We start from the raw sequence: 21,956 nt of genomic DNA, 5'->3' as shown, positions 1-21,956 counted from the left end.
TACCCCATTCGCGGCGCGTTGTCGATCGGAACCCGACAGAATCCCCCTCCAGGCGCTCGCCTTCTGTCTCACCTATGCCAAGCGCCAAGGAACGGAGGCACTCACAGAACTATTCGCGAATACCAAGGATATAAACGGTAGAAATTTATAAAATTGTTAATCTCCGTTTTCGCAGCTTGTTGTGTACCGCCTACGTAGTACTGCAAAGATTCGATTATCTCATCAGCATCCGCGCCTGGAAGCATGGACTCAACATGCACCCTCTCTTTCGCAGAAAACGCTGGAACACTAATCAATCGAGGAGCTTTTGTGCAGTCATTAAAAAATGGCCACGAATTGAGTCTGGTTTTTTCGAAAAAATCTGAAAGCTCGTTTTCGTGCAAAAGAGCGCCAGTAAAGGTAAGCATCTGCTGGCCATCGCTGTAGACAAAAGCTGTAAGCCCTTGGACTATCAGCCCACGATCACCTGACAAACCATGTTTGGCAGCATTCAAAAGTGCCTTCAACAATAAACCAGGATAGCTTTTAGTTGTCACATCAGTGGAGCTCACCGTTGGCGGCCCATAATCACCAAGCCTATTTAATGCTGTTTGCGCTCTAAGCGAGAGCATATCTTGATGATTAGCATCTGTATGCCCGAGCGTTCCAGGACTGGCGTTAACTGTGATCTTGAAAATATCTCCATGGCCTAGCTTTTCAATTAATCGTTGCACCTCCGATAACTGCCCCCCAATGTCGGGAGTAGCGTAGTCGAACCAGACAATAGCGTTTGTTTCGTCCTCAAAATCATAATTAGACAAAAAGTCACCGCTAGACTCTTTCCGCAGCTCCACGCAAGAAATAGGCCTATTAAACTTCTGTCGCGCATATACATTCTGATCAATTTCTAGCGAAATCATGTCAGATATTCGAAGAGCCGAATGCAAATGCTTAAAGTCTTCTAAAAACGGGCCACCAAACCCTACATATCGGTAAGCAGAGATATTGCGATATCTACCAATCCGTGAAAGCAAATCTATGAACAGATTACGTTCAATCGCTTTGTTCTGCCTAAGGTGGTAAGGAATATTACCACCAGTACTCATTCGTCCACCCTCTTCAATACTTCGTCGAAGCAGAAGCCACCGATTTCACCAGGAGCAATGTCCGCATTATCGAAGAAATGCTCGCCCATTCGACGAATATCGTTCAAAGGACGAGAGAATCTAATGAATCTGTATTCATCTTCCTTAGGCGGAACAGGCAAGACCGGTTTGTACTTGTTACCCTTAATGGAGCTTTTTCTATCTTGAGTCCAATGTTCTTGAGGAATCATACGAGCGATATCGGATGCGGTTGCAGACACTGCGCGACCGCTGAAATCGGGCCTATCTCGGGCCGGCCCTTTCCATTTATTTGTATAGTCGGTGAACAACTTCATGCCTTCCCGCATGAATTCTTTTACAGAAAGGTAAAGCTCAGAGTTTCCGTCAATACCGCGCTTAGTTGTGGTAACCGGCAGAAGTGAGGCGTCGTTCGATTTAAAACTCACGACTCCCGCAATAGAAACAAACTGTGTGTGGTACTGAGGAACACCTGCTTCGCCCCAGCCGGTAACTTTTGTTTTATCTGCATACAGCACGACTCGATCATTACAGATCAAAGTCCAGCCTGCATGCTCCGTAGAAGGCCTACCCGAAAGAGAGTCTTCCTCCTCGTCGTCTGTAGGCAGATTACGGTAGAACCCAACAGCAAGCTCAATTTTAACGCCTTGATATTCACCTGTATAAACGTAGGGCGCCAGCTGCGCATCTTCTTTAAACGTATCTTTATCCAAGACAAAAGATGCACCTAACGGCGATACGAGCTCACCGTTCACATACACTTTAAAACCTTTCAAGATTATTCCACCATAGTAGGCGGAAATTGATCTTATGAGGTCAGCAACAAATCCAGTTGCATCAGAAAATAGTCTAGAGACGCCAGAGTGCAGTTGATCTACGTATATCGTGGTCCCGCGAGGTTCTTGTTCTACAGCTTCGATTTCGGAGATAGGTAAAAGCCAATCGTCGTCCTTCTCCAACCATTCAGGTGTGATTTCGACCTTATACACCGCATCTGAAGCATGGGACGTTACAACAGCATTCTGTCCCATTTTAAATATGGCACGCTTCATACCAATGCCATACACACCTACGGTAGGTATATCTTTGTCGGTATCTCTATCCGGACGCCCCATGCGAAACGCACGTTCGAGCGCCACACCTCGTGGGATCCCACCGCAATTATCCTTAACTTGGAAGAACTCTTTATTGAAGGTGATTTTCGCCTCAAAGCCTTTGTAAGGCTGCGAAGCATCAAGCTCATCCTTCTGCTCTCGCATGACACCATCAATACAGTTGTCAAGCAGATCGAGAATCGAATCTTTAAGTTCAATATCTCGAGTTAGCATCTCTACGAAGAAACGCTTTGCTGGAGTAGCGTTTACCTGTTGAGTCATGTGCGTCCCTTCCAGACCTTGTGGCCATAGCCACTCTTAGAATGAGGCGAATTTATACGAGTACTAGCCTGGTTCACAAGGCACCGCCCCAAAAGGCTTCACCGAGCGCGAAGGGCTTCCGCTGCCATGGTTCGCCCGGATCCAAGGGCAGTCTCGGTAAAGACTGCCCTCAGGCCGCGCATCTGAAGCGTAGGTACACCAGCGGTACACCACGAAGGACCTCGCCTGTAACGTAGCGTTCGCTAACGTACTGATTGCCCCGTCCTTTCGCGTACTGTACCTTTTTCTCGTGTAACCCAATGAAACCTAACGCAGCGGTGTCATTGGCGAACTCATAATCCTTTGGTCCACGGTTCGAGTCCGTGTGGGCCCACCAGCTACGACGAAGCCGCGCAATTGCGCGGCTTTCGTGTTTCTTGCCCCAGACAACTCGCTTGCATCCGATAGTGAGCCGAATAGGATCAGTATTCGGCTCATTGATGAATAGCCGTTATGAACGAAACGTTTTTGGCTATTCCCCTCGCGGCCGCATCTCAACCTGTCGCGGATTGTAGAAAGTCATTCCGCCCGGAATATCCCGCGTAACCAGCGACATTGCCCCGATCACCACGTCGTCCCCGATGTCGATGTGATCAGCAACGATACAGCTGTTGGCCCCCATGCTCACGTTGTCGCCAATGCGCAGCGCGTATTCCTGCAAGCCCAGGGTCTTGATGCCGATCGAGCAGTTCTGCCGAATGAAAAAATTCCGCCCGATGCTAACGGTGCCGGGTGATGACCACGCCGGGCAGGTGCCCTATGCGCAGGCCGGGGGCGATCTGCGCGCCGATGTCGATATCCACGGCGTACTTGCGATTGAGCCGTTGCTGCATGCGCCGCGCGTGACGCCGGAACACGCCGCCTCGGGCGCTGAAGTACTGGGCCAGGCGGAAGGCGAAGAGAAACCGTAGTTTGTTGTCCTTGCGTGCGCGACGCAGCACGTTGAACAGTAGGCTGATGCGGCGTCCGGCCTTTTTCTTGTTGGAGACTTCCAGTCGCCAGCATTCGAAAAGATAGTCGAGGTTCACGCTGAAGATCCATTTGGATATGTTCTGCATGATGCCCAAGGCACAGCCGCCTGGCCAGTCCAGTCGACAGAGCATCGTGTCGGCAGGCCCTCTGTAACCGCACTTGCTCTGGTCAGCGCTCGCTGGCTAGGCTAGCGAGCCAACCGTAGAGACTTGCCATGTCGGATTCCCGTTCCATCACGCTGGATGAAATCGATCGCCAGCTGATCGCCCTGCTGCAGATCAACGCCCGCGAAAGTGTCGCCACCCTTGCCCGCCAGCTGGGTATCGCCCGCACTACCGTCAACTCGCGCCTGGAGCGGCTGGAGAAGAACAAGGTCATCTCCGGCTATGGCGTGCGTCTGGGCCAGCGGGTATTGGGCGGCGGCCTGCAAGCGTATGTGGGGATCAAGGTGCAACCGCGCTCGGGCAAGGAGGTGGTGCGGCGCTTGAGTGCCATGGGGCAGGTGCAGCAGCTGTGCGCGGTAAGCGGCGAGTTCGACTATGTGGCTTGGTTGCGTACCGACTCGCCCGAACAGCTGGACCAGTTGCTCGACCAGATCGGCAGTGTCGACGGGGTGGAGAAGACCACCACATCGATCATCCTCAGCAGCAAGGTGGACCGCGGGCAGCCGCTCTGAGCTGGCTGGCACTCAGGCCTCCTGGGCGTCGAGCAGGCTGTCCAGGATCGCCGAGAGGCTTTCGGCGCAATGCTGCATCGCCCAGACCAGGTCGCGGCTGCGCTCGGGTGCATGGTGCTGGGCGTAGTCGGTGACGATCTGATCGAGGCCACGGGCCAGAAGGCAGGCGTGAACCAGAGCGTCTGCGGCGTCGATGCCGGGGCGGATGGCGAACAGCGGCGGGTGGCTGGATTCGCAGTTGCAGAAGGTTTTTTCGGCGGTGGGTTGCAGTTTTGCGGGTTGGCCTGAATCAGATTTCTTCACGATGCAATTTCCAAATTGAGTCTTGAGGAAACTGCCGGCCAACTCCTTCTCACGGGATATGGGCGGCAGCCATGCACGGGGTGAGAAACCGGCCAACTTGGAAATCCGGCCAGGCCGAAGCCTGCCCGCGCACAGCTGCCATGACACAAGCCTTGGTGCGAAGTTGGAGGATGGGTTCTCACACCCGCTCGCCCGAACAGCGGCGACCCAGTGAAGTTAACGATGAGGCGTTTCCCACGCAGCCAGACCGAGGCTATAGCTGGCGTAGGGTAATTCTTTGAATCTAGGGATGGGTGTAGGAATTGGCTGATCAGCGCCTTTCAAAATGCGCGGGATGCCGATAGGGCGCATGAGGGCCACTAGGGGCTTGCCTTGCGATTTGCAGGGCCTGTGCGATCGAGCGCCGCCCGCGCGGCGCATCGCGAGCTGCGCTCGCTCCTACGTTTGTTTCGGGCCAGTAACGCCTGTGAAAAGCGCGCGCGACTGCCTGGTGCATACAACACGATATCGTGCCATGCGCCAAAGGGTCCGCGCGCCAATCCCCCAGGAATAAATAGCCCGAAACAAACGTAGGAGCGAGCGCAGCTCGCGATGCGCCGCGCGGGCAGCGCTCGATCGCACAGACACCACAAACCTCAAGACGAAAACCCGTCAAAAATAACAATCAAACAATCATTTAGACGAAAAAACCTACATTCAGACAACACAATAAGCCTTAATAACGAACACCCCACTCCCTAAAATGACCCCAGGCATCTCCTATACTCAGGCTCCGCTCCTCGCGCAGCCCCTCTGGCAAGGTCACTCCATGAACAAGAAAAACCGCCACCCCGCCGACGGCAAAAAGCCCATCACCATTTTCGGCCCGGACTTTCCCTTCGCCTTCGACGACTGGCTGGAACATCCCGCAGGCCTGGGCAGCATCCCGGCCGAGCGCCATGGTGAGGAAGTGGCCATCGTCGGCGCCGGCATCGCCGGGCTGGTGGCGGCCTACGAGCTGATGAAGCTGGGCCTCAAGCCGGTGGTGTACGAGGCCTCCAAACTGGGTGGCCGGCTGCGCTCGCAAGCCTTCAACGGTACCGACGGGGTCATCGCCGAACTGGGCGGCATGCGTTTCCCGGTGTCGTCCACCGCCTTCTACCACTATGTGGACAAGCTGGGCCTGGAAACCAAGCCCTTCCCCAACCCGCTGACCCCGGCCTCGGGCAGCACCGTTATCGACCTGGAAGGCCAGACCTACTACGCCGAAAAACCCGGCGACCTGCCCAAGCTGTTCCAGGAAGTGGCCGACGCCTGGGCCGACGCGCTGGAAAGCGGCGCCCAGTTCGCCGACATCCAGCAGGCCATCCGCGACCGTGACGTGCCGCGCCTGAAAGAGCTGTGGAACAAGCTGGTACCGCTGTGGGACGACCGCACCTTCTACGACTTCGTGGCCACCTCGCGCTCGTTCGCCAAGCTGAGCTTCCAGCACCGTGAGGTGTTCGGCCAGGTCGGCTTCGGCACCGGCGGCTGGGACTCGGATTTCCCCAACTCGATGCTGGAAATCTTCCGCGTGGTGATGACCAATTGCGACGACCACCAGCATCTGGTGGTCGGCGGGGTGGAGCAGGTGCCGCAAGGCATCTGGCGCCATGTGCCGGAGCGTTGCGTGCACTGGCCCGAAGGCACCAGCCTGAGCGCGCTGCATGGCGGCGCGCCACGTACCGGGGTCAAGCGCATCGCCCGCGCTGCCGACGGCCGCCTGGCGGTCACCGACAACTGGGGCGACACGCGGCACTACAGCGCCGTGCTCGCCACCTGCCAGACCTGGCTGCTGACCACCCAGATCGACTGCGAGGAATCGCTGTTCTCGCAAAAGATGTGGATGGCCCTGGACCGCACCCGCTACATGCAATCGTCGAAGACCTTCGTCATGGTCGACCGGCCATTCTGGAAGGACAAGGACCCGGAAACCGGCCGCGACCTGATGAGCATGACCCTCACCGACCGCCTCACCCGCGGCACCTACCTGTTCGACAACGGCGACGACAAGCCGGGGGTGATCTGCCTGTCCTACGCCTGGATGAGCGACGCCCTGAAAATGCTCCCGCACCCGGTGGAAAAACGCGTGCAACTGGCCCTGGACGCGCTGAAGAAGATCTACCCGAAGACCGACATCGCCGGGCATATCATCGGCGACCCGATCACCGTTTCCTGGGAAGCCGACCCGTACTTCCTCGGTGCCTTCAAGGGCGCGCTGCCAGGCCATTACCGCTACAACCAGCGCATGTATGCCCATTTCATGCAGCAAGACATGCCTGCCGAGCAGCGTGGCATCTTCATCGCCGGTGACGACGTGTCCTGGACCCCCGCCTGGGTCGAAGGCGCTGTGCAAACCTCGCTGAATGCGGTGTGGGGTATCATGAACCACTTCGGTGGTCGCACCCACCCGGAAAACCCTGGCCCAGGCGACGTGTTCAACGAAATCGGCCCGATCACCCTGGCGGACTGAGACAAGGAGGCAGCATGCGCATCGCTCTGTTCCAGGGCGCGCCCAAGCCACTGGACGTGCCCGGCAACCTGCAACGCTTGCGCCACCAGGCGCAACTGGCGGCCGAACGCGGCGCCCGGTTGCTGGTATGCCCGGAAATGTTCCTGACCGGCTACAACATCGGCCTGGCCCAGGTCGGGCGCCTGGCCGAGGCCGACGATGGCCCGGCAGCCATGGAGGTAGTGGAGATCGCCCAGGCGCACCGCATCGCCATCGTCTATGGCTACCCGGAGCGCGGCGATGACGGCGCGATCTACAACAGCGTGCAGTTGATCGATGCACAGGGTCGCAGCCTGGGCAACTATCGCAAGACCCACCTGTTCGGCGAACTGGACCGCTCGATGTTCAGCGCAGGCCCCGACCACTTTCCAGTGGTGGAACTGGAGGGCTGGAAGGTCGGCCTGCTGATCTGTTACGACATCGAGTTCCCGGAGAATGCCCGCCGCCTGGCGCTGGACGGTGCCGAACTGATCCTGGTGCCGACGGCGAACATGGCGCCGTACGACTTCGTCTGCCAGGTGACCGTGCGAGCACGGGCACAGGAGAACCAGTGCTACCTGGTGTATGCCAACTACTGCGGTGCGGAAGGCGAGATCCACTATTGTGGGCAGAGCAGCATCATCGGCCCCGATGGCAGCCTGCTGGCGATGGCCGGGCATGACGAATGCCAGTTGCTGGCCGAACTCCAGCATGACCGGGTGGTGCAGGGACGGGCGGCATTCCCCTACCTGACCGATCTGCGTCAGGAGCTGCACCTGCGTAAAAGCTGAAGGCCCTTTCGCGGGCATGCATCCCACAGGACCGAGGCTTGCTCCGGACCTGAGGGGCTTACCCGCAAAGAGGCCGAGCCTGCCAGCAAATGGGTTAGCATGGCATGCAACAACCGGAGCCCCCATGCCTGACGCCACCCGCCAACTGAGCCTCGCCAACGGCCTGCAGCTGACCCTGCGCCACGCCCCGCGCCTGAAGCGGTCGGCCGCGGCCCTGCGGGTGCACGCGGGCAGCCACGATGCCCCGGGCAAATGGCCCGGGCTTGCGCACTTTCTGGAACACCTGTTCTTCCTCGGCACCCCACGCTTCCCGCTTGAAGACGGCCTGATGCGCTACGTGCAGGCACTGGGCGGCCAGGTCAACGCCAGCACCCGGGAACGCACCACCGACTTTTTCTTCGAGGTGCCGCCCAGTGCCCTGGCAGGCGGGCTCGAGCGCTTGTGCCAGATGCTCGCCGAACCGGACCTGGGCATCGAGCGCCAACGTCGCGAACGCGAAGTGATCCATGCCGAGTTCATTGCCTGGTCACGCAACCCGCAAGCCCAGCAGCAGTTTGCCCTGCTGCAGGCGGTGGCGCCCGAGCATCCGCTGGCTGCCTTTCATGCCGGCAACCGCTACACCCTGGCCTTGCACGACCCGGCCTTCCAGCAAGCGTTGCAGGGTTTTCACCAGCGCTTCTACCAGGGCGGCCAAGTTACCCTGAGCCTCTGCGGCCCGCAGCCGCTGGATGAACTGGAACTGCTCGGCCGCCAGCATGCCGCGCAGTTCACCGCGGGTGCACGTGTACCTCAGGCCCTGCCACCGCCGCTGGCGGCCGCGACCCTGCCGCGGGTGTTCAGCCACGCGCAGCTGCCTGCGGGCGCCGAGCAAGCCCTGGAACTGCTGATCAGCTGCCTTGGCGACAGCCGCCCGGGCACCTGGCTGGCGGCCCTTCGCCAGCGTGGCTGGCTGCGGGGTTTCAAGGCCGAGGCGCTGTATGCGTACGCTGGGCAATTGTTGTGGCATATCGACCTGCAGCTTACCGAGGACGCCTGCCGGGAAGAGGTCGATGCCCTGTTGCAGGGTTGGTTCGGCTTCCTCCGCCAGGCCGCGGCAGAGCCATTGAATGCCGAATTCGAGTTGCTGCAGCAGAGCCGCGAACGCAGTGCCAGCGCCATTGAGCTGGCCCGACGGGACAGCGCCGGCCAAGCGTTCGCCGGTTTGCCTGGGCAAGCCCTGCAGGCCTTCCGTGCCCTGCTGGCAGGCCTGCCGAGTCGCGTGCATGGGCACTGGCAGTTACCCGCTGGCGAGCCCTTGCTCCAGGCCGAACTGCCTGCTGCCAGGCCGCAACCGCTGCCGGCGGCACTGCAGATCAGCGACCAGCTCCCCGGTACCCGCCAATACGCGGCACTGTACCTGCGCTGGCAGGTTCCCTCAGCCGCAGGCCAACAGTTGTACCCGGTCCTCGAACGCGCCTTGCAGCCGCTGCAGGAGCGCTGCGCCCGCGTGGCAGTGCAGCTGCAGTTCAGTGCCGCTGGCGAATACTGGCAACTGCGCTGCGCCGGGTTGCCGGCAGCGGTACTACGCACCGTGCAGCAGGCCTTGACGCTGCTTGTATCGCCACCGGCCGACAGCTGGCAGGCGTCCTCGCCGCCGCCTGCGGCACTGATCCCGCTCAGGGCCCTGCTCAAGCAACTACCCGACGCGGTGCTGGGGGCGCTGCCGGCGCCTGGTGCGCCCGGCACGCTGGCACAAGCCCAGCTCGACAGCCTGTGGCAGCAGGCGCGCTGGCATGGCCTGGCGGTCGGCTTCGACGCCCCCCCCCTGAATGCGTTGGCGACGGCGCTGCTGCATTGCCCCGGCCAAGGTTCGGCGCCGGGCCCACTACCGGCCTGGGCCAACCACCGCTGGCAACAGGTCGACGCCCCCGGCAGTGAACATGCCCTGCTGCTGTTCTGCCCCTTGCCGGCGGCGATGGAAGCCGCTGGCCGCTTGCTCGCCCAAGCGCTGCAAGGGCCGGTTTATCAACGGCTGCGGGTAGAACTGCAGCTCGGCTATGCGGTATTCAGTGCCTTTCGTCAGGTCGAAGGGGTCGGCGGCCTGCTGTTCGGCGTGCAGTCGCCGCACACCAGCCAGGCGCAGATACTCGAACACCTGCTCACCTTGCTACGCCAAGGCGTTACCTTCGATCCGGCCGCTCGCCGGGCACTGGCCGGGCAATTCGCGGAACCTGCGATGGCCAACGAGGAAGTTGCCGAATGGGCATGGCAGACATGCCTGGCCACGCAAGCTGGTGGGCTGGATGCGCTGCGCAGGGCGATTATGGGCACCCAGCAGGCGGATCTGGATGACCTGCTGGACCACCTGCTCGGCAACGACAGCAGGTGGCTGTGCCTGGCCAACGCCGCCGCGCCAGATGGCGCCTGGTTGACCGCGACCGCGTGATTATTACGCTAGCTGCAAGGACACTTTGCTAATAATTAACCTTTCGGTACACCTATTTCTTGTAAGATAGCGCAATCTCGAATCAAGGGAACCTCCAGCCCATGGCGGTACCCTAGTATTAGCTGACAAACCCAACCCTCATCCGGAAGGAGTAATTCCATGTGGACCAAACCTGCTTACACTGATCTTCGCATCGGCTTCGAAGTCACCATGTACTTCGCCAACCGCTAAGCCTGGCTTAGGGTTCAACGCCTCGGCCTGCCGGGGCGTTTTCGTTTATTCGCTACGGTTTTCTGCATAGAGAGTGGCCATGTATATCCAGGTTCTCGGTTCCGCCGCCGGTGGCGGGTTCCCTCAGTGGAACTGCAACTGCGTCAACTGCAAGGGCTACCGTGACGGCACCTTGCGGGCCACGGCACGCACCCAGTCGTCCATTGCCCTGTCGGACGACGGCGTGCACTGGGTACTGTGCAATGCCTCGCCCGATATCCGCGCCCAGCTCCAGGCCTTTGCGCCGATGCAACCGGCCCGCGCCCTGCGTGACACCGGCATCAACGCCATCGTGCTGCTGGACAGCCAGATCGACCACACCACCGGCCTGCTCAGCCTGCGCGAAGGCTGCCCGCACCAGGTATGGTGCACCGACATGGTCCACCAGGACCTGACCACCGGTTTTCCGCTGTTCAACATGCTCAGCCACTGGAACGGCGGCCTGCAATGGAACCGCATCGAACTGCAAGGCAGCTTCGTGATCGACGCCTGCCCCAACCTGCTCTTCACCCCGTTCCCCCTGCGCAGCGCCGCACCGCCCTACTCGCCGCACCGCTTCGACCCGCACCCCGGCGACAACCTTGGCTTGCTGGTCGAGGACACCCGCACCGGCGGCAAGCTGTTCTACGCCCCAGGCCTGGGCCAGGTGGACGACAAGCTGCTGGCGATGATGGACGGCGCAGACTGCCTGCTGGTCGACGGCACCCTGTGGGAAGATGACGAGATGCAGCGCCGTGGCGTAGGCACCCGTACCGGGCGTGAAATGGGCCACCTGGCGCAGAATGGCCCTGGCGGCATGCTGGAGGTGCTCGAGGCCTTCCCGCGCCAGCGCAAGGTACTTATCCACATCAACAACACCAACCCGATCCTCGACGAAGACTCGCCCGAGCGTGCCGAAGTGCTGCGCCGGGGTGTGGAAGTGGCCTTCGACGGCATGAGTATCGAGTTGTAAGCACAGCCCTTGAGGTGACACAAACCCTGTGGGAGCGGGCATGCCCGCGAAAAATCCGACACGGTGTATGGCACCGGCTTGGCCGGTGTTCGTGGGCATGCCCGCTCCCACAGGGGGCGAGGTGAGCCGAGACTCAGCTATACAGGAGCCAGCCGAATGAGCGACGCACTGCCAATGTCCCCTGCCGAATTCGAGCAGGCCCTGCGCGCCAAGGGCGCCTACTACCATATCCATCATCCCTACCACGTGGCGATGTACCAGGGCCGCGCCACCCGCGAGCAGATCCAGGGCTGGGTGGCCAACCGCTTCTACTACCAGGTCAACATCCCGCTGAAGGACGCCGCGATCCTGGCCAACTGCCCGGACCGCGAAGTACGTCGCGAGTGGATCCAGCGCCTGCTCGACCATGATGGCGCACCCGGCGAAGACGGCGGTATCGAAGCCTGGCTGCGCCTGGGCCAGGCCGTGGGCCTGGACCCGGACCAGCTACGCTCGCAGGAGCTGGTGCTGCCCGGCGTACGTTTTGCCGTGGACGCCTACGTCAACTTTGCCCGGCGGACCAGCTGGCAGGAAGCGGCCAGCAGCTCGCTGACCGAGCTGTTCGCCCCGCAAATCCACCAGTCGCGCCTGGACAGCTGGCCGCAGCACTACCCGTGGATCGACCCGGCCGGCTACGAATACTTCCGCACCCGCCTGGGCCAGGCCCGGCGTGACGTCGAGCACGGCTTGGCGATTACCCTGCAGCACTACACCACCCGCGCAGGCCAGGAGCGTATGCTGGAGATCCTGCAGTTCAAGCTGGACATCCTCTGGAGCATGCTCGACGCCATGAGCATGGCCTACGAGCTGAACCGCCCGCCCTATCACTCCGTCACCCAGGAACGGGTATGGCACAAAGGGATCACCCTATGAGTTTCGATCGTAATCAAGTGCCGAACTGGCGCCCCGGCTACCGCTTCCAGTACGAACCGGCGCAAAAGGGCCACGTGTTGCTGTACCCCGAGGGCATGATCAAGCTCAACGACAGCGCAGCCCTGATCGGAGGCCTGATCGACGGCCAGCGCGACGTTGCCGCGATCATTGCCGAACTCGAACAACAGTTCCCCGGTGTCCCGCAAGTGGCCGACGACATCGAGCAGTTCATGGAGGTGGCCCGTGCCGAACACTGGATCGTCCTCGCCTGAGTTACCACCCACGCCCGCAGTCGGCCTGCCGCTGTGGCTGCTGGCCGAGCTGACCTACCGCTGCCCGCTGCAGTGCCCGTACTGCTCCAACCCGCTGGACTTCGCCGCCCAGGGTCAGGAGCTGAGCACCGCGCAGTGGTTCAAGGTAATGGCCGAAGCGCGGGAAATGGGCGCCGCGCAAATCGGCTTTTCCGGCGGCGAGCCGCTGGTGCGCCAGGACCTCGCCGAGCTGATCGGCGAGGCGCGCCGGCTGGGTTACTACACCAACCTGATCACCTCGGGCATCGGCTTGACCGAGGCGCGCATCGCCGACTTCAAGAAGGCTGGCCTGGACCACATCCAGATCAGCTTCCAGGCCAGTGACGAGCAGGTGAACAACCTGTTGGCCGGCTCGAAGAAAGCCTTTGCGCAGAAGCTGGAAATGGCCCGTGCGGTGAAGGCCCACGGCTACCCGATGGTGCTCAACTTCGTCACCCATCGGCACAACATCGACAAGATCGACCGCATCATCGAGCTGTGCATCGCCCTGGAAGCGGACTTCGTCGAGCTTGCCACCTGCCAGTTCTACGGCTGGGCCCATCTCAACCGCCTGGGCCTGCTGCCGACCCGCGCGCAGCTCGAACGGGCCGAACGCATCACCAACGAGTACCGCGACAAGCTCAAGGCCGAAGGCAACCCGTGCAAGCTGATCTTCGTCACCCCGGACTACTACGAAGAACGCCCCAAGGCCTGCATGAACGGCTGGGGTAGCCTGTTCCTTACCATCACCCCGGACGGCACCGCGCTGCCGTGCCACGGCGCACGCCAGTTGCCGGTGCAGTTCCCCAACGTGCGCGACCACGACCTGCGCCATATCTGGTACGACTCGTTCGGCTTCAACCGCTTCCGTGGCTATGAATGGATGCGCGAACCCTGCCGTTCCTGCGACGAGAAGGAAAAGGACTTCGGCGGCTGCCGCTGCCAGGCCTTCATGCTGACCGGCGATGCCAGCAACGCCGACCCGGTGTGCGCCAAGTCGGCCGACCACGGCGTCATCCTCAAGGCCCGCGAGGAGGCGGAAAGCGCCCAGCTCGCGATTGAACAGATGACCTTCCGCAATGAGCGAAACTCCCGTGTCATCGCCCGCGGCTGAATTCAGTGCGGCTCAGGCAGTCGCGGCCGGCACAGACTTCGCCGAACTCAAGGTCAGCGCTGCCGGGCTGTTCTGGAACGAGTTCCGCCCCGCCGATGGCGCGTGCCGCATCTGGCATTGGCAGCACCAGCAGGCCCGCTGCCTGACACCTGATGGTTTCAGCGTGCGCAGCCGGGTCTATGAGTACGGTGGGGGGAGTTTCTGCCTGGGCGGCGACGGACTGCTGTTCGTCAACGAAAAGGACCAGCAGGTCTACACCCAGGGCCTGGCAGCAGCAGCGCCACGGCCTCTGAGCCACGACGCGAATTGCCGCTACGGCGACCTGCAGTGGCACGCCGGCCTGGTGCTGGCGGTCGAAGAGCGGCATGGCGAACGGGTCGAGCATCGACTGGTTGCCCTGGCGGAACGAAGCCGGCAGGTGCTTGCCGAAGGCGCCGACTTCTACGCCTCGCCCACCGTGAGTGCCGATGGCCAGCGCCTGGCGTGGATCGAGTGGGACCGCCCGGCGCAGCCCTGGACGGTCACCCGGCTGATGTGCCGCACGCGCGACAACAGCGGCCAATGGGGGCCCGCGCAGTATGTGGCCGGTGCCGACGAGTCACTGCAGCAGCCACGCTTCGATGCCCAAGGCCGGCTTTATTGCCTGTCCGACCGTAACGGCTTCTGGCAGCCCTGGGGTGAGCTTGATGGTGGTTGGCAGGCGCTGCCTGCCGAGCCGGCGGACCATGCCGCCGCCCCCTGGCAATTGGGCGCGAGCACCTGGTTGGCATTGGGGCAGCAGAGTTACCTGGCCAGCTGGTTCGAAGACGGCTTTGGGCAATTGGGGCTACGCACCGTCGATGGCCTGGAGCGATTCGCCAGTGCCTATACGCGCTTTCGCAGCCTGGCCATGGATGCCGACCACCTGTACGCCATAGCCGCCTCGCCGATAAGTCCGCCGGCAGTCATCAGCATCGACCGCAACAACCACCAGGTCAGCGTTCTGGCTGGTGGCGCGCAAGTGCTTGCAGCCACGCATATCAGCCTGCCGCAGCCGATCGACTATGGCAGTGACGGCCACCAGGCGCACGGTTTTTTCTATCCGGCAGCGCGCTCGCAAGGGGCCACGCCGCTGGTGGTGTTCATCCATGGCGGGCCGACCTCGGCGTGTTATCCGGTACTCGACACGCGCGTGCAGTACTGGACCCAGCGCGGCTTCGCCGTAGCCGACCTCAATTACCGGGGCAGCACCGGCTACGGTCGGGAATACCGTCAGGCCTTGCACCTGCGCTGGGGAGAAAGCGACGTGGCCGATGCCTGTGCGGCTGTCGAACACCTGGCGGCACGTGGCTTGATCGACCGCAGCAAGGCGTTCATTCGCGGCGGTAGCGCTGGCGGCTATACCACGCTATGCGCCCTGGCATTTCATGATGTATTCCGCGCCGGTGCCAGCCTGTACGGGGTCAGCGACCCGCTGGCGCTTGGCCGGGCCACGCACAAGTTCGAGGGCGACTACCTGGACTGGCTGATCGGTGACCCGCAGCATGACGCCGAGCGCTACCGCCAGCGCACGCCACTGCTGCATGCCGGGCAGATCGGGGTGCCGGTGATTTTCTTCCAGGGCGAACTGGATGCGGTGGTGGTGCCGGAGCAGACGCGCTCGATGCTAGCGGCGTTACAGGCCAACGGGATCGAGGCCGAAGGGCACTTCTATGCAGGCGAGCGGCACGGGTTCCGCAAGGCCGAGAACCTGGCGCACGCGCTGGAAGAAGAGTGGAAGTTCTATTGTCGGGTGTTGGGGGGGTGAGATTCGAGGGCCGCTTTGCGGCCCATCGCGACACAAGGCCGCTCCTACAGGGATCGCGTGAATCCGAATAGGGCATGCACCTGTAGGAGCGGCCTTGTGTCGCGATGGGCTGCAAAGCAGCCCCAGAAGGACTCAGCGCTTGGCGATGATGTACACCGCGTGCACGATCCCCGGAATGTAACCCAGCAGGGTCAGCAGAATGTTCAGCCAGAACGCCCCGCCGAACCCCACCTGCAGGAACACCCCCAGCGGCGGCAGGATGATGGCGATGATGATGCGTATGAAGTCCATGCGAGTCTCTCCTGAAGGGGTTACCTCACAGACTAGCCTCTCGCCACAGAGGTTCCACGCGCAAAAAAAACGCCCCGGGCCGAATGAAACAGGCCAGGGGCGATGCGCAGGAACGCCAGACGGTTCGTAGAATTCTCGGTTTCGCCAACCCGCTATGCCGGCATTTCCCGGCGCGCCTGCTGGCGGGCGTGCAGGCGGGCAAAGGCGCGGGCCAGGCGCAGCAGCATTTCGTCGATGTTGCCCTTGCTCACGGTCAGGGCCGGCGAGAAGCGCACCACATCCGCCTGTGGCGCACTGAGCAGCAGGCCTTCGTGCAGGGCTGCACTCACCAGCTCCTGGGCCAGGCTCTCTTTCAGCTGCAGTGCCCACAGCAGACCCTGCCCGCGCACTTCCCCTTGGCCGTAACGCCCGGCCAGGCGGCTCAGGCCTTCGCGCAGGTGGCGCCCGTTGTCCTGCACTTGGGCAAAGAAGCCAGGCTCCTGCACGGCGTCCAGCACAGCCAGGCCTGCGGCACACATCAGCGCATTGCCATGGTGGCTACCCTGCAGTTCGCCAGGTTCGGCGCAGCACGCCGTGCCCCGGGCCAGCAACGCTGCCAGTGGCACACCGCCCCCCAGGCCTTTGCCCAAGGTGACGATGTCGGCACGCACGCCATAGCTTTCTTCGGCCAGCAGCGCACCACAGCGGCCGATGCCGGTCTGCACTTCGTCGAGGATCAGCAGGATGCCCAGCTCGCGGCAGAGGGTTTCCACCCCCTTGAGGTATTCCTGCGTCGCCGGGATGACACCCGCCTCGCCCTGGATCGGCTCCAGCATGATCGCCACGGTGCGTGAGTTGACCTCGGCGTGCAGCGCCGCCAGGTCGTTGAACGGCACCTTGCTGAAGCCGGGGAGGCCGGGCTCGCAACGATTGCACGGCAGTGGGTCGGATGCCGACAGCGCCCCCAGGCTACGGCCGTGGCACGCCTGGCTGGCGGTGATGATGTGATAGGCGCCGTTGCGGTGCAGCTGACCCCACTTGCGCGCCAGCTTGATCGCGCCCTCGCACGCTTCGGCACCGCTGTTGAGCAGGTAGGCCTGGTCGCTGCCGGTGCTCTGGCACAGGCGGTCGGCCAACTCCAGCAAACCACGGCTGCGGAAACCCGAACCCGGGTTGATCAGCGCCTGGGCCTGGTTGCCCAGTGCCTTGACCAGCACGCTGGGGCTGTGCCCCAGGCTGTTGACCGCGCCGCCCTGGGTGAAGTCCAGGTAGGCATGCCCGTCGTTGTCCCACAGCCAGGAACCCTGGCCACGTACGAATACCTGCGCGGCGCGTTCGCTGCCAGGCATCAGTCGCTCATGCGACAGCTGCGGCGCTTCCGGCACGATCACCGGCGCACGCTTGGGCTCGGCGACGGCGGAGAGGGCCGGGCGGCGCAGCTTGAACAGGTTCATCAGGGCTCCAACCAATCACGGTAGAAGGCGTTGTCGGTGCGGTCTGCTTGCCGCCACTCGATATTTTGCCTTTCCTATCAAAAGTGTTTTTCATCCGGGGTAACAATCGATTCATTCATCGCTGTAACCCTTTGGAATACAGCGATAGACTAGGCCTCGCAGGGGGTTTCGGCCATTTCGTTTTTCCAGCATTTTCGATAAGTATCACTTATGGATTTCCGCCAACTGCGTTATTTCGTCGCGGTGTATGAAGAGGGGCACGTGGGCCGTGCCGCCGAACGCCTGTCACTGTCCCAGCCGGCGCTGTCGCAACAGATCCGCCAGCTGGAGCACAGCCTCGACCTGAGCCTGTTCGAGCGCAGCAACAAGCGCCTGCTGCCGACCCTGGCTGCGCATACCCTGTACAACCATGCCCTGCCGCTGCTCGACGGCCTGCAGCGCGCCCACGAGGCGATGCGCAACTTCAAGGGCCAGTCGTTGCGCACCCTGGCCATCGGCGTGCTGCAGACCGTGCGCCCCAGCCTCGTACCACAACTGCTCGAACGCCTGCGCAGGGCACAGCCGCACCTTGTGGTGCAGATCTACGAATTGTCGGGGCTGGAAATCGAGCGGCGCCTGCTCAACGGCAGCCTGGACATCGGCATCAGTTACCTGCCGCCACGCCAGCCGGGGCTGCATGGCCTGTTGCTGTACGAAGATGAGCTGCAGTTGGTCATCCCCGCGACGCACCCGCTGAAGGACTTCAAGAAGGTATCCATCCGCCAGGCCGCCGAGCTGCCCATGCTGATGCTGGGCGAAGAATTCCAGATCCGCCAGATCTGGCAGGCGCAGCTGGCCAGCCAGGGGCGTCGGCCGCAGGTACAGGCGGAAATGAACAACATGGCCGGAATACTCGACAGCCTGGCCCACACGGCGTTGGCGACCATCCTGCCGGGCCGGGCCAAGGAGGCCGCCGAGGATGACCAGGCGTTGTTGTGGAAGCCTTTGAGCGAGCCGCGCGTGCCGCTGAAGGTGGGCTTGGTGTTTCGCGATGCCCAGCGCCAGCAGGCCTCGGTGGAGCTGCTGCGCACGCTGCTGGAGGAAGAAACCGACGCCCGCCTGGTGGGGGCATCGCCACTGGATGTGCTCGCCTGAGAAAACGCGGGCACAAAGAAAACCCCGCCTAAGCGGGGTTTTCCAGACTGTTTCCCTGTGACATCCGTATCGCCCCGCCATCCTGGCAGGTGTTCCTTCGTTGTCTTCCGTGATCTGTACTTTGCGCTTCCTGCGCAACGTCCATGTGGGAAAGATTAACCGTGGATCCAATGTGAGAACAGTGGTGAAAAGTCACCACGTCATGTAGGAAAAAGCTTACACGAGCAGATTTTTCGCATGCCGGTTGGGAATCGAGGCCGCTGCGCGGCCCCATAACCTGTCAAAACTGCTCAGCATCCAGCAGGTACAGCGATTCACTGCCCGCCTTCACCGCAGCCACCAGCGAATCCACCCGTGGCAGCAACCGCGCAAAGTAGAAGCGCGCCGTACCCAGCTTACCCGCGTAGAACGCCTCATCCCCGTCACCGGCCTGCGCCGCCCGCGCCATCAACGCCCACATGTAGGCGTAGGCCACGTAGCCAAAGGCGTGCAAGTACTCGACCGAAGCCGCGCCGATTTCATTCGGGTTGCCCTTGGCCTGTTCCAGCACCCATTCGGTCAGCCCGTCGAGCTGGTCGAGGCTGGCCGCCAGCGGCTTGGCAAATTCCTCCAGCTGGCTACCTGCACTGGCAATGAACTGGCGAATCTCGTCGGAGAACAGGCGGTAGTACGCGCCACCACTGGCCACCACCTTGCGCCCCATCAGGTCCAGGGCCTGGATGCCATTGGTGCCTTCGTAGATCTGCGTGATACGCACATCGCGGACCAACTGCTCCTGCCCCCACTCGCGAATGTAGCCATGCCCGCCGAACACCTGCTGGCCGTGCACCGCGCACTCCAGGCCAAGGTCGGTGAGGAAGGCCTTGGCTACCGGCGTCAGCAATGCCACCAGCTCCTCGCTGCGCTTGCGCACGCCAGCGTCCTCGCTGTACTTGGCACTGTCCAGCTGCATGGCCACGTAGGTGGAGAAGGCTCGGCCACCTTCGATCAGTGCCTTCATGGTCAGCAACATCCGGCGTACATCCGGGTGGACGATGATCGGGTCGGCGGCCTTGTCCTTGGCTTGCGGCCCGGTCGGGGCGCGGCTCTGCAGGCGCTCGCGGGCGTATTCCACGGCGTTCTGGTAGGAGCGTTCGGCCGAGGCCAGGCCCTGGATACCCACGCCCAGGCGCTCGTAGTTCATCATGGTGAACATCGCCGCCAGGCCCTTGTTCGGCTCGCCGACCAGATAGCCGACGGCTTCGTCGAAGTTCATCACGCAGGTGGCAGAAGCCTGGATACCCATCTTGTGCTCGATGGAGCCGCAGGTGGCCGGGTTGCGCGCGCCGAGGCTGCCGTCTTCATTGACCAGGAACTTCGGCACCAGGAACAGCGAAATGCCTTTCGGCCCAGCCGGTGCATCTGGCAGCTTGGCCAGCACCAGGTGGATGATGTTCTCGGTCAGGTCGTGCTCACCCCCGGTAATGAAGATCTTGGTGCCGCTGACCTTGTAGCTGCCGTCGGCCTGTGGCTCGGCCTTGGTGCGGATGATGCCCAGGTCGGTACCCGCGTGCGGCTCGGTCAGGCACATGGAGCCCGCCCACACACCGGCGTACATGTTCGGCAGGTACTTTTCCTTCAGTGCTTCACTGGCGTGGGCATTGATCGACAGGCAGGCACCGGCGGTCAGCATCGGGTAAAGGCCGAACGCCAGGCTGGAGGCGTTGACCATTTCTTCTACCTGGGCCGAAATGGCCTTGGGCATGCCCATGCCGCCGAACATCGGGTCGCCACCCACCCCCACCCAGCCACCCTCGGCGTAGGTGTTGTAGGCCTCGATGAAGCCGGCCGGGGTGCGTACGGCACCATTGTCCCAGTGGCAGCCCTCTTCATCGGCGGCGCGGCTGAGCGGCGCGATGGACCTGGCAGTGACCTTGCCGGCTTCTTCCAACACCGCCATGGCTGTGTCGGCATCGACAACCTCGGCCAACCCGGGCAGTTGCGCCCACTGCTCGGCCACGTTGAAGACTTCATTCAGTACGAAGCGCATGTCGCGCACGGGCGCTTTATATTCAGCCATGACAACCTCTCGCTAGTCGGTCGGGGCGGTCTCGGGGAACCGCGACACTGGGTAACGAGCAGTGTAACCGAACAACTTTTACGACACATAGGGTCATCACCAGACCGTACAGTCAGTTTCAGTCACGCCATGCGCACCGCGCCACGCTGCGATTGTTGCCCGTGCACCATGACACAATTGCGCCCTGCGCTCTTTGCGCTATACAGCGCCTGGTCGGCGGATTTCAGCACAGCCTCGGGGTTGCGATGCTCGGCCTGGCGCTCGGCTACGCCGATGCTGATGGTGACCGACACCGTCCCACCGCTGCTGCCTGCACGCCGCTGGCGCCCGGCGGTATCGTCCTGCGGGCGGCTATGCTGGTCGCGCAGGTGCATCACGTAATTGGCGATCACCTCGCGCACCGCCTCCACGTGCGGCACGCATTCTTCGGCGGTCTTGCCAGCGAACACCAGGGCGAACTCCTCGCCACCATAACGGTAGGCCCGGCCACCGCCGGTCACCTTGGACAGGCGGCTGGCGACCAGGCGCAGCACCTGGTCGCCGACATCGTGGCCGTGGGTGTCGTTGAACTTCTTGAAGTGGTCCACATCGGTCATGGCGATCACGTAGTTGCGCCCCAGGCGTTGCATGCGCTCGTTCAGCGCGCGGCGCCCCGGCAGGCCAGTCAGCTCGTCGCGGAAGGCCATCTGGTAGGCCTCGTGGGCCACCGCAGCCGCGATCATCAGCATCACCTGGCTGCACATGATGTTCAGGGTGAACGGCAGGATGAAGGTTTGCGGCAACATCCAGAAAATACCCAGCAGGCCCGAGATCAACGCGGCGTGCAGCGGCCGGGGAGCGCGCAGGTACTGCACCACCAGCAGGATCAATACGCCGAGGAACAGCGGGTAGACCATCTGGATCAGGCTCATCCACTGGCCATGCAGGGACGGCCAACGGATTTCTGCCAGCCAGGTCAGCAGCGCTTCGGGATAGCTTTGCTCGAGGGCCAGCGCCACGCTGCCGACGGCAAACAGCACGGCGCCACGGGCGACCAGGTCCTGCAGCAAATGGGTGCGCTCCTGCCAGGCGCCATACAGTCCGAACAGGGCCGGCAGCAACAGGCACACCAAGTGGAAGACCAACGCCGCATCCTCGCGTACGCGACCATGGTCACGGTAGAAGTCGGTCTGGGTGTCGAGCAAAAAGTAGGCGATATACACCGTGAGCATCAGGAACAGCTCGCGCTGGCGACGGTATACCGCGCAATAGGCGCCGCCCAGCAGCAGGACCAAGGTGGGCAGGACATTGAACAGCGATGTGAAAAAGACACTGAGGTCTCTCACATAAGCCGCGGCGAGGCCTGCCAGCAACAGGATCAGCGAAGGCAGGAAGTGGCTCGCGCGAACAGCATTAAGACGAAGCAAGGGTAATCTCCAACCCGGCAGATCAATGGTGGCATTGTGCCCATACTTCATCGGCAGTGCACATGAACAGTTGAATTTCAAATCAGGCACTGCCCCTGCAAAAGGGGCCGCGCCG

General features: G+C 62.1%; 18 protein-coding genes and 1 pseudogene. 11 read left to right on the top strand and 8 right to left on the bottom strand.

Going from position 1 to position 21,956, the window contains the following annotated elements; all coding sequences use genetic code 11:
• Nucleotides 1–101: 101 nt before the first annotated feature.
• The 3 genes and pseudogenes from HU763_RS01805 to HU763_RS01795 all read right to left on the bottom strand — a co-directional run bounded on the left by HU763_RS01805 (nt 102) and on the right by HU763_RS01795 (nt 3,546).
• Nucleotides 102–1,085 (bottom strand): O-methyltransferase, encoded by a 984-nt coding sequence (locus HU763_RS01805; RefSeq protein WP_186690178.1) that lies wholly within the window; start codon nt 1,083–1,085, stop codon nt 102–104.
• The gene (locus HU763_RS01800; RefSeq protein WP_186690180.1) at nt 1,082–2,479 is read right to left on the bottom strand and encodes an ATP-binding protein; all 1,398 of its coding nucleotides are present in this window, start codon (nt 2,477–2,479) and stop codon (nt 1,082–1,084) included. Before HU763_RS01800 ends, HU763_RS01805 begins: the two co-directional genes overlap by 4 nt.
• A gap of 511 nt (nt 2,480–2,990) precedes the next feature.
• Nucleotides 2,991–3,546, bottom strand: a pseudogene (locus tag HU763_RS01795) (serine acetyltransferase).
• Nucleotides 3,547–3,704: 158 nt separating this feature from the next.
• Between HU763_RS01795 and HU763_RS01790 the strand changes: the two are divergent.
• On the top strand, nt 3,705–4,166 hold the full coding sequence (locus HU763_RS01790) for an Lrp/AsnC family transcriptional regulator (RefSeq protein WP_112251518.1): 462 nt from the start codon (nt 3,705–3,707) through the stop codon (nt 4,164–4,166).
• 12 nt (nt 4,167–4,178) lie between these two features.
• Here the strand turns inward: HU763_RS01790 and HU763_RS01785 are convergent, their stop codons facing one another.
• Complete coding sequence (locus HU763_RS01785) at nt 4,179–4,469, bottom strand: hypothetical protein (protein ID WP_186690182.1); 291 nt, start codon at nt 4,467–4,469, stop codon at nt 4,179–4,181.
• Nucleotides 4,470–5,277: 808 nt separating this feature from the next.
• On the opposite strand from HU763_RS01785, the gene HU763_RS01780 reads away from it, so the two are divergent.
• The 9 genes from HU763_RS01780 to HU763_RS01740 all read left to right on the top strand — a co-directional run bounded on the left by HU763_RS01780 (nt 5,278) and on the right by HU763_RS01740 (nt 15,518).
• A complete protein-coding gene (locus tag HU763_RS01780) occupies nt 5,278–6,960 on the top strand; it encodes a flavin monoamine oxidase family protein (protein WP_186690548.1) in 1,683 nt (560 codons plus the stop codon).
• A gap of 14 nt (nt 6,961–6,974) precedes the next feature.
• Entirely contained in the window at nt 6,975–7,769 is a 795-nt protein-coding gene (locus tag HU763_RS01775; protein ID WP_186690547.1) for a carbon-nitrogen hydrolase family protein, read from the top strand.
• A gap of 124 nt (nt 7,770–7,893) precedes the next feature.
• On the top strand, nt 7,894–10,194 hold the full coding sequence (gene pqqF / locus HU763_RS01770) for a pyrroloquinoline quinone biosynthesis protein PqqF (RefSeq protein ID WP_186690546.1): 2,301 nt from the start codon (nt 7,894–7,896) through the stop codon (nt 10,192–10,194).
• A gap of 159 nt (nt 10,195–10,353) precedes the next feature.
• Complete coding sequence (pqqA, locus tag HU763_RS01765) at nt 10,354–10,425, top strand: pyrroloquinoline quinone precursor peptide PqqA (protein ID WP_003243383.1); 72 nt, start codon at nt 10,354–10,356, stop codon at nt 10,423–10,425.
• A gap of 79 nt (nt 10,426–10,504) precedes the next feature.
• The gene (pqqB, locus tag HU763_RS01760; RefSeq protein ID WP_186690545.1) at nt 10,505–11,416 is read left to right on the top strand and encodes a pyrroloquinoline quinone biosynthesis protein PqqB; all 912 of its coding nucleotides are present in this window, start codon (nt 10,505–10,507) and stop codon (nt 11,414–11,416) included.
• A 156-nt stretch (nt 11,417–11,572) separates the two neighbouring features.
• Nucleotides 11,573–12,328, top strand: coding sequence for a pyrroloquinoline-quinone synthase PqqC (gene pqqC, locus HU763_RS01755; RefSeq protein ID WP_186690543.1), 756 nt, complete (start codon nt 11,573–11,575; stop codon nt 12,326–12,328).
• Nucleotides 12,325–12,600 (top strand): pyrroloquinoline quinone biosynthesis peptide chaperone PqqD, encoded by a 276-nt coding sequence (pqqD, locus tag HU763_RS01750; RefSeq protein WP_186690540.1) that lies wholly within the window; start codon nt 12,325–12,327, stop codon nt 12,598–12,600. Before pqqC ends, pqqD begins: the two co-directional genes overlap by 4 nt.
• Complete coding sequence (gene pqqE, locus HU763_RS01745; RefSeq protein WP_170027927.1) at nt 12,572–13,732, top strand: pyrroloquinoline quinone biosynthesis protein PqqE; 1,161 nt, start codon at nt 12,572–12,574, stop codon at nt 13,730–13,732. The genes pqqD and pqqE overlap by 29 nt, the downstream gene beginning before the upstream one ends.
• Entirely contained in the window at nt 13,698–15,518 is a 1,821-nt protein-coding gene (locus HU763_RS01740; protein ID WP_186690538.1) for an alpha/beta hydrolase family protein, read from the top strand. The genes pqqE and HU763_RS01740 overlap by 35 nt, the downstream gene beginning before the upstream one ends.
• A 132-nt stretch (nt 15,519–15,650) precedes the next feature.
• Here the strand turns inward: HU763_RS01740 and HU763_RS01735 are convergent, their stop codons facing one another.
• Both HU763_RS01735 and HU763_RS01730 read right to left on the bottom strand, forming a co-directional pair.
• A complete protein-coding gene (locus tag HU763_RS01735) occupies nt 15,651–15,809 on the bottom strand; it encodes a YqaE/Pmp3 family membrane protein (RefSeq protein ID WP_009681539.1) in 159 nt (52 codons plus the stop codon).
• Nucleotides 15,810–15,961: 152 nt separating this feature from the next.
• Nucleotides 15,962–17,242 (bottom strand): aspartate aminotransferase family protein, encoded by a 1,281-nt coding sequence (locus HU763_RS01730; protein ID WP_186690537.1) that lies wholly within the window; start codon nt 17,240–17,242, stop codon nt 15,962–15,964.
• 210 nt (nt 17,243–17,452) lie between these two features.
• On the opposite strand from HU763_RS01730, the gene HU763_RS01725 reads away from it, so the two are divergent.
• The gene (locus HU763_RS01725) at nt 17,453–18,376 is read left to right on the top strand and encodes a LysR family transcriptional regulator (RefSeq protein ID WP_186690536.1); all 924 of its coding nucleotides are present in this window, start codon (nt 17,453–17,455) and stop codon (nt 18,374–18,376) included.
• A gap of 280 nt (nt 18,377–18,656) precedes the next feature.
• Here the strand turns inward: HU763_RS01725 and HU763_RS01720 are convergent, their stop codons facing one another.
• Together HU763_RS01720 and HU763_RS01715 are read right to left on the bottom strand one after the other, a co-directional pair.
• On the bottom strand, nt 18,657–20,435 hold the full coding sequence (locus HU763_RS01720; protein WP_186690535.1) for an acyl-CoA dehydrogenase C-terminal domain-containing protein: 1,779 nt from the start codon (nt 20,433–20,435) through the stop codon (nt 18,657–18,659).
• Between the two features lie 122 nt (nt 20,436–20,557).
• Nucleotides 20,558–21,841, bottom strand: a complete 1,284-nt coding sequence (locus tag HU763_RS01715) for a GGDEF domain-containing protein (RefSeq protein WP_186690534.1) — start codon at nt 21,839–21,841, stop codon at nt 20,558–20,560.
• Between the last annotated feature and the right edge of the window lie 115 nt (nt 21,842–21,956).

The organism is Pseudomonas anuradhapurensis, from assembly GCF_014269225.2.
Taxonomy (GTDB): Bacteria; Pseudomonadota; Gammaproteobacteria; order Pseudomonadales; family Pseudomonadaceae; genus Aquipseudomonas; species Aquipseudomonas anuradhapurensis.
The sequence above is the reverse complement of the archived record's forward strand: the minus strand, read 5'-3'. Positions and strand labels throughout refer to the sequence as shown.

What these genes read in the sequence shown, in the direction of transcription:
- HU763_RS01805 (WP_186690178.1), bottom strand. Translation starts at nt 1,085, where the DNA reads ATGAGTACTGGTGGTAATATTCCTTACCACCTTAGGCAGAACAAAGCG.
- HU763_RS01800 (WP_186690180.1), bottom strand. Translation starts at nt 2,479, where the DNA reads ATGACTCAACAGGTAAACGCTACTCCAGCAAAGCGTTTCTTCGTAGAG.
- HU763_RS01790 (WP_112251518.1), top strand. Translation starts at nt 3,705, where the DNA reads ATGTCGGATTCCCGTTCCATCACGCTGGATGAAATCGATCGCCAGCTG.
- HU763_RS01780 (WP_186690548.1), top strand. Translation starts at nt 5,278, where the DNA reads ATGAACAAGAAAAACCGCCACCCCGCCGACGGCAAAAAGCCCATCACC.
- HU763_RS01775 (WP_186690547.1), top strand. Translation starts at nt 6,975, where the DNA reads ATGCGCATCGCTCTGTTCCAGGGCGCGCCCAAGCCACTGGACGTGCCC.
- pqqF (WP_186690546.1), top strand. Translation starts at nt 7,894, where the DNA reads ATGCCTGACGCCACCCGCCAACTGAGCCTCGCCAACGGCCTGCAGCTG.
- pqqB (WP_186690545.1), top strand. Translation starts at nt 10,505, where the DNA reads ATGTATATCCAGGTTCTCGGTTCCGCCGCCGGTGGCGGGTTCCCTCAG.
- pqqC (WP_186690543.1), top strand. Translation starts at nt 11,573, where the DNA reads ATGAGCGACGCACTGCCAATGTCCCCTGCCGAATTCGAGCAGGCCCTG.
- pqqD (WP_186690540.1), top strand. Translation starts at nt 12,325, where the DNA reads ATGAGTTTCGATCGTAATCAAGTGCCGAACTGGCGCCCCGGCTACCGC.
- HU763_RS01740 (WP_186690538.1), top strand. Translation starts at nt 13,698, where the DNA reads ATGAGCGAAACTCCCGTGTCATCGCCCGCGGCTGAATTCAGTGCGGCT.
- HU763_RS01735 (WP_009681539.1), bottom strand. Translation starts at nt 15,809, where the DNA reads ATGGACTTCATACGCATCATCATCGCCATCATCCTGCCGCCGCTGGGG.
- HU763_RS01730 (WP_186690537.1), bottom strand. Translation starts at nt 17,242, where the DNA reads ATGAACCTGTTCAAGCTGCGCCGCCCGGCCCTCTCCGCCGTCGCCGAG.
- HU763_RS01725 (WP_186690536.1), top strand. Translation starts at nt 17,453, where the DNA reads ATGGATTTCCGCCAACTGCGTTATTTCGTCGCGGTGTATGAAGAGGGG.
- HU763_RS01720 (WP_186690535.1), bottom strand. Translation starts at nt 20,435, where the DNA reads ATGGCTGAATATAAAGCGCCCGTGCGCGACATGCGCTTCGTACTGAAT.